The organism is Thermus sp. H19.2, from assembly GCF_054979525.1.
In genome coordinates this window covers 1,911,647-1,924,307 of the sequence record NZ_CM143429.1, presented here as the reverse complement: position 1 = coordinate 1,924,307, position 12,661 = coordinate 1,911,647, and the positions used below count along the sequence as shown (strand labels likewise).

The window sequence follows — 12,661 nt, the reverse complement described above, 5'->3', positions numbered from 1 at the left end:
CCTCACCGGTACTTGAGGGCCTCCATCAGCTCCTCTACGATCTCCTCCACGTCCCCTCGCTCGTGGGCGGTGGCCACGTGGTCCCGGAGGTGGGCCCTTAGGACCATCTCCCCCACGCGGTCCAGGGCACCCTCCACCGCCTTGAGTTGTTTGAGGACGTCCACGCAGTAGACCTGGGGGTCTTCCAGCATGCGGAGGATGCCCTCCAGGTGCCCCTTGGCGGAGAGGAGGCGCTTCTTGGCCTCCTCCCTCACCTTGGGGTCCAGGTGCAGGTGGGGGTGGGACATGGCTAGGCCAGGACCTCGGCCTTGTACCCTTCCTCCTCCACCGCCCGGACAAGGGCCTGGGGGTCCGCTTGGCCTTCCACCAGGGCCTCCCCTTTTTCCAGAGAAACCTCGGCCCTCTCCACCCCGGGCACCTTGAGGAGCGCCTTCTTCACCGCCATGACGCAGTGGTTGCAGGTCATGCCTTCTACCTTGAGCTTTAGCATTCCGCGCACCTCCTACCCCTCCCCAGGGGGGGTGGGTATCTCTACCCTAACCCTTTTCCCCATCCCCGTCAAGGACCACCGCCCCGGGCAGAGTCCCCGGGGCGGGTTGCGGCCTGGGCCTAAAGGTCTAGGAAAACGGTCTCCCCCTCCAGCCGGGCGGGGAAGACCTTCACGGGCCTCGGGGCGGGGAGGGTCTGCCGCCCCGTCCTCAGGTCAAACCGGGCCCCGTGCCGGGGGCAGACGATGGCCCAGTCCTCCACTTCCCCCTCGTGGAGGGGGCCGTCGTCGTGGGTGCAGACGTCCTCCAGGGCGAAGACCTCCTCCCCCGTGTAGAGGAGGAGGATGGGCTTCCGGTGCTCGGGCCGCTTCACCACGAGGCGGCCGTTCTGAAACTCGCCGAGCTTGGCCACAGGCGTCCACATGCTAACTGCCTCCATGGGGGCTAGGGAGAAGCCCTTTTGGGGCCCCTGCTCTGGCGAAAGCCAGAGCGGGGTGCTTAGATGCGCACCTTCTCCTCGATCACCGCCTCGATGTGGGCCCTCAGGGCCTTCAGGGGGATGCGGGAGAGGACGTCCGCGAGGTGGGCCTTGACCAGAAGCTCCTGGGCGAGGCCTCGAGGGAGCCCCCGGGACTGGAGGTAGAAAAGCTGCATCTCGTCCACGGGGGCGGTGGTGCTCCCGTGGGTGCAGCGCACGTCGTTGGCCCCGATCTCCAGCTGGGGGATGGAGTCCACCCGGGCCGTGGGGGAGAGGAGGAGGTTGCGGTTGGCCTGGTAGGCGTCCGTCTTCTGGGCGCCCCGTTCCAGCTTGATGAGCCCGGAGAAGACCGCCCGGGCCTCGTCCTTCACCGCCCCCTTGTAGAGGAGGTCGCTTCGGGTGTGGTGCTCCACGTGGTGCTGCAGGGTGTAGTGGTCAAAGTGCTGCCTGCCGTGGCCGAAGTAGAGGCCGAGCATCTCGCTTTCCGCCCCCGGGCCCACAAGCTCCGAGGCCACCTCGCTCCGGGCGTAGGCGCCCCCGAGGTTCACCACGAGGTCGTTGAGGCCGCTGTCCCGCTTCAAAAGGGCCCTTTGCCGGTGGAAGTGCCACACCCCCTCTCCAAAGGTCTGGACGTGGGCGTGGCGCAGGCGGGCCCCGGGCCTCAGGACCATCTCCGTGGCGGAGAGGTGGAGGGTGGGGGGGAGGTCCAAGGAGAGGTACTCCTCGATGTAGGCGGCCTTGGCGTTGTCCTCCAGGAAGAGGAGGGTGCGGCCGAAGGAGGCCTTCCCTTCCAGGAGTACCTTGAAGACCCCGAGGGGCTTTTCCACCTCTAGCCCCGCGGGCACGTAGAGGAAGGCCCCGTGGGTGAAGAGGGCGCTGTTCTTTGCGGCGAACTTGTCCTCGGTGAAGACCGCCTGGAAGAGGGCGGCTTCCACCTTTTCCGGGTGGGTCTTCAGGGCCTCGGCCAGGGAGGTGAAGACGAGGCCCTTCTCCTTTAGCCCCTCCGGCACCTCGGCGTAGACCAGGTCGGGCCCCACGAAGACCAAAAACCCCGAGACGTCCGTCTTCTCCAGGCGGCGCTTCACGGGCTCGGGGAGCTTGTCCCGGGAAAGCCTAAGCCCCTTGGGGGCCTCCGCCTCCTGTTCCAAAGGGGCCTCGGAGAGGTCGGTGTAGCGCCAGTTCTCGTCCTTTTTGCTGGGATAGGGGAGGCGGGCGAAGGCCTCGAGGGCCTTTAGCCTCTTCTCCAGCACCCAGGCGGGCTCGCCCAGAGCCTGGGAAAGGGCCTCCACTTGCGTTTTGTCCAGTACCTGCATCCTGCCTCCTTGCACGGGAAGGGGGGAGGCGCGGAGGCCTCGCCCCCTGGGCCAAGTCCCTTAGCCTACGGAACCCTCCATCTCCAGCTCAATGAGCCGGTTGAGCTCCACGGCGTACTCCAAGGGAAGCTCCTTGGCGATGGGCTCGATGAACCCCCGCACGATGAGGGCCGCCGCCTCGTCCTCCTTGAGGCCCCGGGACTGGAGGTAGAAGATCTGCTCGTCGTTGATCTTGGAAACCGTGGCCTCGTGGCCCACGTGAGCGGTGTCCTCCTCGATCTCAATGTAGGGGTAGGTGTCCGTGCGGCTCTCGGGGTCAATGAGCAGGGCGTCGCACTCCACGTTGGCCTTGGCGTGGCGGGCCCCTTCCAGGACCTTCACCAGGCCCCGGTAGCTGGCCCGGCCCTGGCCCTTGGAGATGCTCTTAGAAACGATGGTCCCCGAGGTGTGGGGAGCCCCGAAGAGGATCTTGGCCCCGGTGTCCTGGTGCTGGCCCGTCTTGGCGAAGGCGATGGAGAGGATCTCCGTGCGGGCCCCCGGCTCCAGGAGGTAGCTGGAGGGGTACTTCATGGTGACCTTGGAGCCCAGGTTCCCGTCCAGCCACTCGTGGAAGGCGTCCCCGTAGACCAGGGCCCGCTGGGTCACCAGGTTGTACATGTTGGTGGACCAGTTTTGGATGGTGGTGTAGCGGCTCCTCGCCCCCCGCTTCACCACGATCTCAATGACCCCGGTGTGCAGGCTTTCCGTGGAGTACATGGGGGCGGTGCAGCCCTCGATGTAGTGCACCTCGGCCCCCTCGTCCACGATGATGAGGGTGCGCTCAAACTGGCCGAACTCGGGGGTGTTCACCCGGAAGTAGGCCTGGAGGGGGAGCTCCACCTTGACCCCCGGGGGCACGTAGACGAAGGAGCCCCCGGACCAGGCGGCGGAGTTCAGGGCGGCGAACTTGTTGTCCTCGGGGGGGACCACCTTGGCGAAGTACTCCTTGAAGAGGTCCTCGTACTTCTTCATCCCCTCCTCGATGGCCACGAAGATGACCCCCTGGCGCTCAAGCTCCTCCCTGACCCGGTGGTAGACCATCTCCGAGTCGTACTGGGCCCCCACCCCGGCGAGCACCTTGCGCTCGGCCTCGGGGATGCCCAGGCGCTCGTAGGTCTTCCGGATCTCCTCGGGGATCTCCTCCCAGCTCTTGGCGTCCCGCACCTCGGCGGGCTTCACGTAGTAGACCAGGTTGTCCAGGTCCAGGCCCGAGAGGTCGGGGCCCCAGGTGGGCATGGGCTTCTTCTGGAAGATCTCAAAGGCCCGCAGGCGGAACTTGAGCATCCACTCGGGCTCGCCCTTGTGGTAGCTGATGGCCTCGATGACTCTCCGGGTGAGGCCCCGCTCGGCCACGAAGACGGGCCTGACCTCGTCTATGAAGTGGTACTTGTACTCCTCCCCTAGGGTCTTCAGGTCGGTTTCGTTCATGCGCCCTCCCTTACCCTTTCCCTAAGCCACTCGTACCCCTTAGCTTCCAGCTCCAGGGCGAGCTCCGGGCCCCCCTCGGCCACCACCCGCCCGTCCATCATCACGTGGACCCGGTCGGGGACGATGTAGTTCAGGAGGCGCTGGTAGTGGGTGATGACCAAAGCGCCGAAGCCGGGCCCCCGCATGGCGTTCACGCCCCGGGCCACCACCTTGAGGGCGTCGATGTCCAGGCCGGAGTCCGTCTCGTCCAAGACGGCGTAGGTGGGCTCAAGGACCAAAAGCTGCAGGATCTCGTTCCGCTTCTTCTCCCCACCGGAAAAGCCCTCGTTGAGGTAGCGGGAGAGGTAGCTCTCGTCCCAGTCCAGAAGTTCCAGGGCCCGCTTCACCTTGGCCCAGAACTCCGCCACCCCCACCTCCCGGCCTAGCCTCGCCTGGAGGGCGAGGCGGAGGAAGTTGGCGATGGTCACCCCGGGCACCTCCACCGGGTACTGGAAGGCGAGGAAGAGCCCCTTCCTGGCCCTTTCGTCCGGGGAGAGGTCCAGGATGTTCTCCCCGTCCAGGAGGACCTCCCCCCTCTCCACCGTGTACTCGGGGTCCCCGGCCAGGATCTTGCCCAGGGTGCTCTTGCCCGCCCCGTTAGGGCCCATGAGGGCGTGGACCTGGCCCTTGGGAACCACCAGGTTCACCCCTTTGAGGATGGTTTCCCCGTCGATGGAAGCCCAGAGGTCGCGGATTTCTAGCTGGTTCATCTTGCCTCCTGAGTTCGGGCCGGCCTCTTACTGCGACCCGCTTGCAGTAAGAGTATACCGCCCTTCCCTCATAAAGTATAGTGGTTTAGTCGGGATTTGCCAGGTGGAAGCCCAGGGCCTCGGGCAGGCCCAAGGGGGTGGGGGGAAGCCTCCTTTCCAGCTCGGGGCAGAAGCGTCCCAGAGCGCGGCCGAGCTGGAAGCGGAAGGTCTTTGGGAGAGGGCCTTGCCGCACCTCCAGAAGCTTCTGCCAGGCGGCCTCCCGCTCCCCTAGGCCCAAAAGGGCCAGGACCTCCACCGCCCGGGCCTGGGCCAGGAGCCCGGGGTCCTCCAGGGGCGGCAGGGCCACGATCTGGGCCAGGGCCTCCCCCAGGCTACCCTCCCGGGCCAAGGCCTCGGCGTAGCCCAGGCGGGCCTGGGCCCTTAGGTAGGGGTTTTCCAGCTCCAGGAGGGGCCTGAGGAGGGCCTTGCCCTCGGCGGGGGGGAGGAGGAGAGCGAGGAGGCTGGCCGCGTCCAGCCTGAGGGCGGTGTAGCGCTCGGTGGGCTCCTCGGGGATTTTTTCAAGAAGGTTTTCCAACAAGCGCTTGGCTTGGGGGGCGTAAAGCCCTCCCAGGAAGGGAGGGCGGTAAGGCTGGCCCGCCTCCAGGAGGAGGTAGGCCGCCCCCAAGCGGAAGAGGGTGCGCAGGTGGCGGTAGCGGGCTTCCTTGGGGCGCTCGGAAGTGGTGCGGAAGTAGGCCTCGGCGGGCACCAAGTGGGCCAGGGCCTCAAAGGGCCGGCCCCTGGCGGCCTCGAGGATGCCGGCCTCGCTCTGGACCCGGGCCTGGGTGAAGGGGTCTTCCGCCTCCCCCAGGGCCCTTTGGATGGCCTCCTCCGCCTCCTGGTAAAGGCCCAGGCGCCGGAGGAGGGTGGCGTAGCGGGCCCGCACCCGGGCCACCTCGTCCTTGGGGGCCCCGGCCTCCTCCAGGGCCTTGAGGCCTTCCTCCATCCGGGCCTTGGCCTCGAGGCGGCCCAGCCGCATGAGGAGGTCCCCCATCTGGTAGCGGGCCCGGCCCAGGAGGAGGGCGTCGTGCCCCACCTGGTCCAGGGCCGCGAGGGCCTCCTCGTACCGCCCCAGGTCCTTGGCCACCAGGCCCCGCCAGAGCTGCACCCGGTCCCGGAGAAAAGGGGCCACGGGGAGCGCCTCGGCCTCGGCCACGAAGCGGGCGGCCCTTTCGTAGTCCCCCTTCCACCGCTCCACGGCGGCCATCACCAGGAGGCCTTCCGCCTGGGCGGTCTCGTCCAGGAGGGCAAGGTCCTCTTTGGGAGGGAGGAGGCTTTCCGCTTCCTTGTAGAGGGCGGCGTCCGCCTTGGCCTCCGCGGCCTTGATGCGGGCCCAGGTGCGCAAGGTGGGGGTTTGGGACTCCGAGAGCACCTTTAGGGCGGCCTCCGCCTCGGGGTGGGCGTACTGGCCGAGGACCGCCCGGTAGCGGACCACCACCCCCGCCAAGGCCTCCAGGTCCTCCTGCGGCCAGGCCTGGGCCTCCTCCCAGAGGCCGGGGAGCAGGGCCAGGCGGGCGGGATCTTCCTGTAGTAGATCCAAAAGAACCCCCCGCTCCCCGGCCTTGCGGGCGTGGTAGAGCTTGCGGAAGGTGTTCTCCTGGGGGAAGTGTTCCAGGGCCAGGCGGTGGAGCTCCTTGGGGGCTTCCTCGGGCAGGAGGCTCCTCAGGGCCGGGCGCACCAGGCCTTCCCCTACCCAGTCCAAAAGGGCCCGCTCCGCCTGGGAAAGCCTCTCCAGGGGCTTGCCCAGGGCCTTTTCCAGGAGGGCGAGGGGAAAGGCGGGGTCGGCCTCGGGGCTGAAGGCGGAAAGGGCCTCGAGGAGAGGCCTCAGGGCGGGGTCGTCCTGCAGGGGGGTTTTGGGGTCGTGCTTGGCGGCCTCCAGGAGCACCAGGCGGGAAAGCTCCCCAAAGTTGCGCCCCGCCTGGTTCACCAGGGCCTCGAGGCGCTCCGGGGGGAGGTGGGGAAGCCTTTCCCTTACGAAGCGGCGGGCCTCCTCCCGGCTGGGCGGGGAGAGGGGCTGGTAGGGGAGGGTGGGAGGAGGCTCCGAGAGGGCGGCCAGGTAGGGCACCCTGAGCCTCCGTAGGAAGGGCTCCAGCCAGGCGGCAAGCCCCTTCTGGGTTCCTTCAGGGCCCCTGAGGGGTAGGCCCTCCAGGGTGCCCTCCGCCTCGGCCCGGAGAAGGAGGGGCCGGCCTTGCCCGTTCAGGGCCTGGGCCAGGAGGGTGAGGACCTCCTGTTGCAGGGCCCCCTGGAGGGCGTAGGGCTGGGTGGGGGAGAGCTGGGCCAGAAGCCCCCGCACCTCCTCTCCCACCTCCAGGGCCTCCGCCAAGGGCACCAGGGCCTGGGCCACCTCCCCTCCCAGGTTGAGGAGGTGGGGTTCCTGGTGGGGGAGGGCGGAAAGGGCCCGGGCCAGGGCGGAGAGGAGGACCCCTTTGCCCGTGGCCGGCCCCCCCACCACCACCATCTGGGGCCTTTCCCCCGCCTCCAGCTCCTTGAGGAAGCGGCGGAAGATGCGGCGCTTGTCCCGGCCCAGCACCTTGCGGGCGCTTTCCAGGAAGAGCTCCGCCGGCGGGGGCGGGGGCTTTAGGCCCACCTCCCGGTAAAGGTCGGCGATGAGCCCGTAGAGCCGCTCCTTCTCCTCCGGGCTCCCCAGGTCCTTGTAGAGGATGTTGCGCACCGTCCCCGCCCGGCCTCCCCGCTCGGCCATGAGGGCCTCGAGCCAGCGCAAGGACCCCCTTTTCCCCCGGTGGTCTTGGCCCTGCAGGTGGGGACGGAGGGCTTCCAGGTAGCGAAGCCAGGGTGTAGAAGCTTCGTGCATGATATCTACACTTTACCCGGCCGGTGTGCCCTTTGGCAACAAGGCTGCAAGCGCAGGGTACCTCTTTGATGCCCCTTTGGCGTGAGTGTTTCGCCTAAGCCCAGGCGTGGAGGCCCTACGGATGGTTTTTACCGGGGCCCCCATGCGGGCTTGGGCCAGCATGGGGTATGGGACCTCCCTTCAAGAGGGGCAAGGGCCGCCCCTTTAGGGGCGGCCCGGAAGGAAGGCCCTTATTGGACGGGCTCGGTGAACTGGGCCTCCTCCGTGGAGCCCTTGAGGGCCAGGGTGGAGGCCTCCCCCTGGGTCAGGGCCAGGACCACCTCGTCAAAGTAGCCCGCCCCCACCTCCCGCTGGTGCTTCACGGCGGTGAAGCCCTGGGCCTGGGCCAGGAACTCCTTCTGCTGCAGCTCCACGAAGGCGGGCATGCCCCGGGCCTTGTACCCCTTGGCCAGCTCCCAGGTGTAGTAGTTGAGGGTGTGCCAGCCCGCCAGGGTGATGAACTGGAACTTGTAGCCCATCTCCCCCAGCTCCCGGTTGAACTTGGCGATGGTTTCGTCGTCCAGGAACTTCTTCCAGTTGAAGGAGGGGGAGAGGTTGTAGGCGAGGAGCTTGTCGGGGAACTCCCGCTTCACCGCCTCGGCGAACTTCCTGGCCTCCTCCAGGTCGGGCTTGGAGGTCTCCATCCAGAGGACGTCGGCGTAGGGGGCGTAGGCCAGGGCCCGGGCGATGCCGGCCTCAATCCCGTTCTTGAAGCGGTAGAAGCCCTCGGGGGTGCGCTCGTCGGAAAGGATGAAGGGCCGGTCGCGCTCGTCGATGTCGCTGGTGATGAGGGTGGCGGCCTCGGCGTCGGTGCGGGCGACGATCAGGGTGGGCACGCCCATCACGTCGGCGGCGAGCCTGGCGGCCTGGAGGGTGCGGATGTGCTGGGCCGTGGGCACCAGGACCTTGCCGCCCAGGTGGCCGCACTTCTTCTCGCTGGCCAGCTGGTCCTCGTAGTGGATCCCGGCGGCCCCGGCCTCGATCATGGCCTTGGTGAGCTCAAAGACGTTGAGGGCCCCGCCGAAGCCCGCCTCGGCGTCGGCCACGATGGGCACGTACCAGTCCCGGCTCACCTTGCCCTCGGCGCGCTCCACCTGGTCGGCCCGCATGAGGGCGTTGTTGATGCGCTTCACGATCTGGGGGACGGAGTTATAGGGGTAGAGGGACTGGTCGGGGTAGGTCTGCCAGGCCAGGTTGGCGTCCGCAGCCACCTGCCAGCCGGAGAGGTAGATGGCCTCGAGGCCGGCCCGCACCATCTGCACCGCCATGGCCCCGGTGTAGGCCCCGAAGGTGTGGACGTAGGGCCTCTCGTGGAGGAGGCGCCAGAGCTTTTCCGCCCCTCGCTTGGCCAGGGTGTGCTCCACCATCACGCTCGGGCGGAGCCGCACCACGTCCTCGGGCCGGTAGTCCCGCCGGACGCCTTTCCAGCGGGGGTTCGTCTCCCACTCCTGGCGAAGGGCCTCGGCCTCTTGCCGCATCTCCGGGGTGAGCACGCTTAAGGGTTCCATGGATCACCTCCGGCCCTCAGTCTGGGGGCGGGGAAGGCTCCGGTGTAGGGTGTAAGCCCGCAGGCTTCACACCCCAAGCGGGTGTATCCGGCCTTGGGCTACACTCCTAAGCGCCCGCACCTTGGTTTCGCAACACGAAATGCCCGAACCAGGGCTGGGGGGGAGCCCCCACCGCGGCGAGGTACTTAGCGCGCCTGCTGAGCGGCGATGAGTAGGGGGTCCCAGACGGGGCTATAGGGCGGGGCGTAGGCCAGGTCCAGGGCCAGGAGGTCCTCTACCGTACCCCCTCGGGCCAGGAGGGCGGCCAGGGCGTCTATGCGGAGGGCGCCGTGCCCGTGGGCCACCACCGCGCCGCCCAAAAGCCTCTCCGTCCCTTCCTCGTAGACCAGCTCCACCCAGAGGGGCTGGCTTCCCGGGTAGTAGTGGGCCCCGTCCCGGCTCTGGATGAAGACCTTCCGGGCCTTGAACCCCTCCTTGAGGGCGGTCTCCAGGGAAAGCCCCGTGGTGGCCACCGTCAGGCCGAAGGCCTTGAAGATGGCCGTGCCCACCACGCCTTGGAAGCGGGCCTCCTTGCCGGCGATGACGCTCCCTGCGGTGCGGCCGTGCTTGTTGGCCACGTCCCCTAGGGGAAGCCAGTAGGGGCGCTTGAGAACCTGGTGGAAGCTTTCCGCCACGTCCCCGGCGGCGTAAACCCCCTCCAGGTTGGTGCGCATCCTTTCGTCGGTGGCGACGGCCCCGGTAGGTCCCAGGGCCACCCCCATGGCCTGGGCGAGCTCGGTGTTAGGGCGGATCCCCGTGGCCAGGAGGACCAGGTCGGCGGGCACCACCCCTTCCGAGGTCTCCACCGCCTCCACCCGGCCCTGGCCCCTTAGGGCCTCCACCCTCACCCCGGTCCAGACCTCCACCCCGTGCCGCTCCAGCTCCTCCCGGAGGAGGGCGCCCACCTCGGGGTCCCAGTGGGGGAGGGGGCGGTCCTTGGCCTCCAGGAGGGTTACCTCCAGGCCCCGCTTGCGGAAGGCCTCGGCGGCCTCGAGGCCGATGTACCCCGCCCCCAGGATGGCGGCCCGCCGGGCCTGGGAAAGGGCCCCTAAAAGCCTCTCCCCGTCCTCCATGCTCCTTAAGGTGTAGACCCCGTCCTGCTCCGTGCCGGGGATGGGGGGGATGGTGGGCCTTGCTCCCGTGGCCAGGACCAGGTGGTCAAACCGGTCCTGGAAGGTCCTCCCCTCGGCGTGGTCGTGCACCGTCAGAGTGCGGAGCTCGTAGTCCACGTCCACCACCTCGTGGCGGGTGTGGACCAGAACCCCCCCTTTCCGGAACTCCTCGGGGGTGCGGGCCACCAGCCTTTCCAGGCGGGGGATCTCCCCGGAAAGCACGTAGGGGAGGCCGCAGGCCCCGTAGGAAACCCACCCCGACTTCTCGTAGACCACCACCTCCAGCTCGGGGTTCTCCCTCTTGGCCTTGGCGGCGGCGGAGGCCCCGCCCGCCACCCCGCCCACGACCACCATGCGCTTGCCCATGGGGGGTATTGTGCCACGAAAGGGGTGGGCGGGATGTCCCTCCTGGCAAGAGGTCCCTGGGGGACTTCCCCAGGCCAGGGAGGCGAAGGAGAAGGGGTATTAGGTCTGGGCCTTGCCGGCCTCCTCCCTCCAAAGCCTCCCGCCCTTTAGGTGGAGGATGCGCCCCGCCCTTTGGGCCAGCTCCAGGTCGTGGGTGACGAGGACGAGGGTGCGCGCCTCGCCCAGGGAGAAGAGGAGGTCCGCCACCTGCTCCCGGGACTCCAGGTCCAGGTTCCCCGTGGGCTCGTCGGCGAAGAGGATGGGGGGGTCCAGGGCCAGGGCCCGGGCCAGGGCCACCCGCTGCTGCTCCCCGCCGGAGAGGCGGCTTGGCAGGTGGTGGAGGCGGTCCTTTAGGCCCACCCGCTCCAGAAGCTCCGCCGCCCGCGCTAGCCTCGCCCTCCTGGGCCAGCCCGCGAGGAGGAGGGGGAAGGCCACGTTCTCCAAGGCGGTGAGGGTGGGGATGAGGTTCCACTGCTGGAAGACGAAGCCCATATGCCTAAGCCGCACCCCGGCCCTTTCGTCCTCGGAGAGGGCGTGGAGGGGCGTGTCCCCCAGGTAGACCCCGCCCTCCATGGGCAGGTCAAAGCCCGCGAGGAGGTTCAAGAGGGTGGTCTTGCCGCTTCCCGAGGGGCCCACCACCGCCGTGGCCCCCGGGGGGAAGGCGTAGGTGAAGCCGAGAAGGGCCACCACCTCCTTCTCCCCTTGCCGGTAGCGCTTGGTGAGGTTTTCCGCCCTTAGGGTCATCTACACCCTCCCCAAGGCCTCCACCACGGGAATGCGGCTGGCGTGGTAGGCGGGAAGAAGCCCGGCGATAAGCCCGAGGCCAAGGGCCACCCCCAGGGCGAAGAGGGCGAGCCTCGGGGTCACCGCCGAGAGGGCCAGGCCCACCTGGTCCAGGGTGTAGAGGTTGATGAGGGAAGAGGCCAGGCCCCCGAGCCCAAGCCCCAGGGCCCCGCCCAAAAGGGCGAGGAGGAGGGCCTCCAAAAGGACGAGGCGGAAGATGAACCCCCGCCTCGCCCCTAGGGCCCGCATGACCCCGAACTCCCGCACCCTTTCGTACACGGACATCATCACCGTGTTGGCCACCAGAAGCCCCCCCACCACCAGGGCCACTAGGCTGATGCCGAAGCGCACCAGATCGCTGATCCTTAAGGCGCGCTCGGCGAAGCGCATCACCTCGCTCGTGGTCTGGGCCTTCACCCCGGGCACTGCCCTTTCCAGGGCCCGGGCCACCTCTTCCGCCTTCTGGCCGGGGCTTAGGGCCACCAGCACCGCGGTCACGTTCTCCGTGCCCAAGGCCTCTTGGATCGCCCTCAAGGGGACGAAGATCAGGTTGTCCGCGAGGCCTCCCGTCTCCTCCAAGACCCCCTCCACCCTAAGCTCCAGCCTGGGGGAAAGCCTGAGGACGCTTCCCAGGCCGAGGCCGCTCCGCCCCGCCACCTTGGCCCCCACCACGGCGCCCTTCCCCGAGGGGATGAGGCGGCCTTCCTTGGCCTTTAGCCCCGGGTAGAGGAGGTCTGGGGGGACTCCTTCGGGCAGGCCCTGGAAGAGGAAGCTGGTGCTGGGGTCAAAGCCCCCCCGGGTGAGGAAGAGGGTGGGGACCACCGCCCGCACCCCTAGGGCCTTTCCCGCCTCCTCCAGGGCCTTCAGGGTCTCGGGGGGGATCTCGGGGAGGGCGCCGAAGACGAAGCCCTCCGCCCCTTCCGGCACCACCTGGATGGCGGGCCCCACCCGGGAAAGCTCCTGGAAGAGGGCCCGCCTCAGGCCCTCTCCGAAGGAGAGGAAGAGGACCATGCTCCCCGTGGCCACCAGGACCCCGAGGAGGGTGAGGAGGCTCCGGACGGGCCGGGCCAGGAGGTTGCGGAGCACGAGGAGGAAAAGCTCCATCCTCCCCGAGGCTACCCCAAGGCGGGGCCATAGGCGTGGCCCGGCCTACAAAAGGCGCTCCACGAAGCGGGTCTCCATGGCCTCCAGGAACTCCCGAGGGTTCACCTTCTGCCTTTCGGGGTGCTGGTAGTAGGCCTGTTCGGCCCGGTCAAAGTCCTCGTGGGCCACGAACCAGAGAAACTCCCGCTCGGAGAGCCAGTAGGCCCCGAGGACCTCAAAGCCCAGGGCCTGCCTCAGGGGGACGATGGTTTCCAGAAAGACCTTCTCAAAAGCCCCCCTGGTCCCCTCCTTCAGGGTGTAGCGGCGCATCTGGACCTTCATGGGTCCA

Annotated in this window: 12 protein-coding genes; all 12 read right to left on the bottom strand. The window is 68.4% G+C overall.

Translation table 11 applies throughout. The features are described from left to right. Positions 1-2: 2 nt before the first annotated feature. The 12 genes from ACY5J6_RS10365 to ACY5J6_RS10310 all read right to left on the bottom strand — a co-directional run bounded on the left by ACY5J6_RS10365 (position 3) and on the right by ACY5J6_RS10310 (position 12,654). Positions 3-287 carry a metal-sensing transcriptional repressor gene (locus ACY5J6_RS10365; RefSeq protein ID WP_054638354.1) on the bottom strand — a complete coding sequence of 95 codons (285 nt, stop codon included), beginning with the start codon at positions 285-287 and terminating at the stop codon, positions 3-5. A 2-nt stretch (positions 288-289) separates the two neighbouring features. Further along, entirely contained in the window at positions 290-490 is a 201-nt protein-coding gene (locus tag ACY5J6_RS10360) for a CopZ family metallochaperone (protein ID WP_462846526.1), read from the bottom strand. A 119-nt stretch (positions 491-609) separates the two neighbouring features. After that, complete coding sequence (locus tag ACY5J6_RS10355; protein WP_462844971.1) at positions 610-912, bottom strand: Rieske (2Fe-2S) protein; 303 nt, start codon at positions 910-912, stop codon at positions 610-612. Between the two features lie 74 nt (positions 913-986). Further along, positions 987-2,279, bottom strand: a complete 1,293-nt coding sequence (gene sufD / locus ACY5J6_RS10350; protein ID WP_462844970.1) for a Fe-S cluster assembly protein SufD — start codon at positions 2,277-2,279, stop codon at positions 987-989. Positions 2,280-2,339: 60 nt separating this feature from the next. Next, complete coding sequence (gene sufB / locus ACY5J6_RS10345; protein ID WP_462844968.1) at positions 2,340-3,746, bottom strand: Fe-S cluster assembly protein SufB; 1,407 nt, start codon at positions 3,744-3,746, stop codon at positions 2,340-2,342. After that, positions 3,743-4,495 carry a Fe-S cluster assembly ATPase SufC gene (gene sufC / locus ACY5J6_RS10340; protein WP_462844966.1) on the bottom strand — a complete coding sequence of 251 codons (753 nt, stop codon included), beginning with the start codon at positions 4,493-4,495 and terminating at the stop codon, positions 3,743-3,745. Before sufC ends, sufB begins: the two co-directional genes overlap by 4 nt. Positions 4,496-4,580: 85 nt before the next feature. Beyond that, positions 4,581-7,343 carry a hypothetical protein gene (locus tag ACY5J6_RS10335; RefSeq protein WP_462844964.1) on the bottom strand — a complete coding sequence of 921 codons (2,763 nt, stop codon included), beginning with the start codon at positions 7,341-7,343 and terminating at the stop codon, positions 4,581-4,583. A gap of 230 nt (positions 7,344-7,573) precedes the next feature. Beyond that, positions 7,574-8,890 carry an isocitrate lyase gene (aceA, locus tag ACY5J6_RS10330; RefSeq protein WP_462844962.1) on the bottom strand — a complete coding sequence of 439 codons (1,317 nt, stop codon included), beginning with the start codon at positions 8,888-8,890 and terminating at the stop codon, positions 7,574-7,576. 185 nt (positions 8,891-9,075) lie between these two features. Beyond that, positions 9,076-10,407 carry an FAD-dependent oxidoreductase gene (locus ACY5J6_RS10325; protein WP_462844960.1) on the bottom strand — a complete coding sequence of 444 codons (1,332 nt, stop codon included), beginning with the start codon at positions 10,405-10,407 and terminating at the stop codon, positions 9,076-9,078. 99 nt (positions 10,408-10,506) lie between these two features. Then, a complete protein-coding gene (locus ACY5J6_RS10320) occupies positions 10,507-11,190 on the bottom strand; it encodes an ABC transporter ATP-binding protein (RefSeq protein WP_462844958.1) in 684 nt (227 codons plus the stop codon). After that, positions 11,191-12,333, bottom strand: a complete 1,143-nt coding sequence (locus tag ACY5J6_RS10315) for an ABC transporter permease (RefSeq protein ID WP_462844956.1) — start codon at positions 12,331-12,333, stop codon at positions 11,191-11,193. Between the two features lie 45 nt (positions 12,334-12,378). Further along, positions 12,379-12,654: an NIPSNAP family containing protein gene (locus tag ACY5J6_RS10310; protein WP_462844954.1), complete on the bottom strand. Its 276-nt coding sequence runs from the start codon at positions 12,652-12,654 to the stop codon at positions 12,379-12,381. Positions 12,655-12,661: the final 7 nt, after the last annotated feature.

Coding starts and splice junctions, on each gene's coding strand:
- ACY5J6_RS10310 (WP_462844954.1), bottom strand. CDS start 12,654: ATGAAGGTCCAGATGCGCCGCTACACCCTGAAGGAGGGGACCAGGGGG.
- ACY5J6_RS10355 (WP_462844971.1), bottom strand. CDS start 912: ATGTGGACGCCTGTGGCCAAGCTCGGCGAGTTTCAGAACGGCCGCCTC.
- sufB (WP_462844968.1), bottom strand. CDS start 3,746: ATGAACGAAACCGACCTGAAGACCCTAGGGGAGGAGTACAAGTACCAC.
- ACY5J6_RS10315 (WP_462844956.1), bottom strand. CDS start 12,333: ATGGAGCTTTTCCTCCTCGTGCTCCGCAACCTCCTGGCCCGGCCCGTC.
- ACY5J6_RS10335 (WP_462844964.1), bottom strand. CDS start 7,343: ATGCACGAAGCTTCTACACCCTGGCTTCGCTACCTGGAAGCCCTCCGT.
- ACY5J6_RS10325 (WP_462844960.1), bottom strand. CDS start 10,407: ATGGGCAAGCGCATGGTGGTCGTGGGCGGGGTGGCGGGCGGGGCCTCC.
- sufD (WP_462844970.1), bottom strand. CDS start 2,279: ATGCAGGTACTGGACAAAACGCAAGTGGAGGCCCTTTCCCAGGCTCTG.
- ACY5J6_RS10365 (WP_054638354.1), bottom strand. CDS start 287: ATGTCCCACCCCCACCTGCACCTGGACCCCAAGGTGAGGGAGGAGGCC.
- ACY5J6_RS10360 (WP_462846526.1), bottom strand. CDS start 490: ATGCTAAAGCTCAAGGTAGAAGGCATGACCTGCAACCACTGCGTCATG.
- sufC (WP_462844966.1), bottom strand. CDS start 4,495: ATGAACCAGCTAGAAATCCGCGACCTCTGGGCTTCCATCGACGGGGAA.
- ACY5J6_RS10320 (WP_462844958.1), bottom strand. CDS start 11,190: ATGACCCTAAGGGCGGAAAACCTCACCAAGCGCTACCGGCAAGGGGAG.
- aceA (WP_462844962.1), bottom strand. CDS start 8,890: ATGGAACCCTTAAGCGTGCTCACCCCGGAGATGCGGCAAGAGGCCGAG.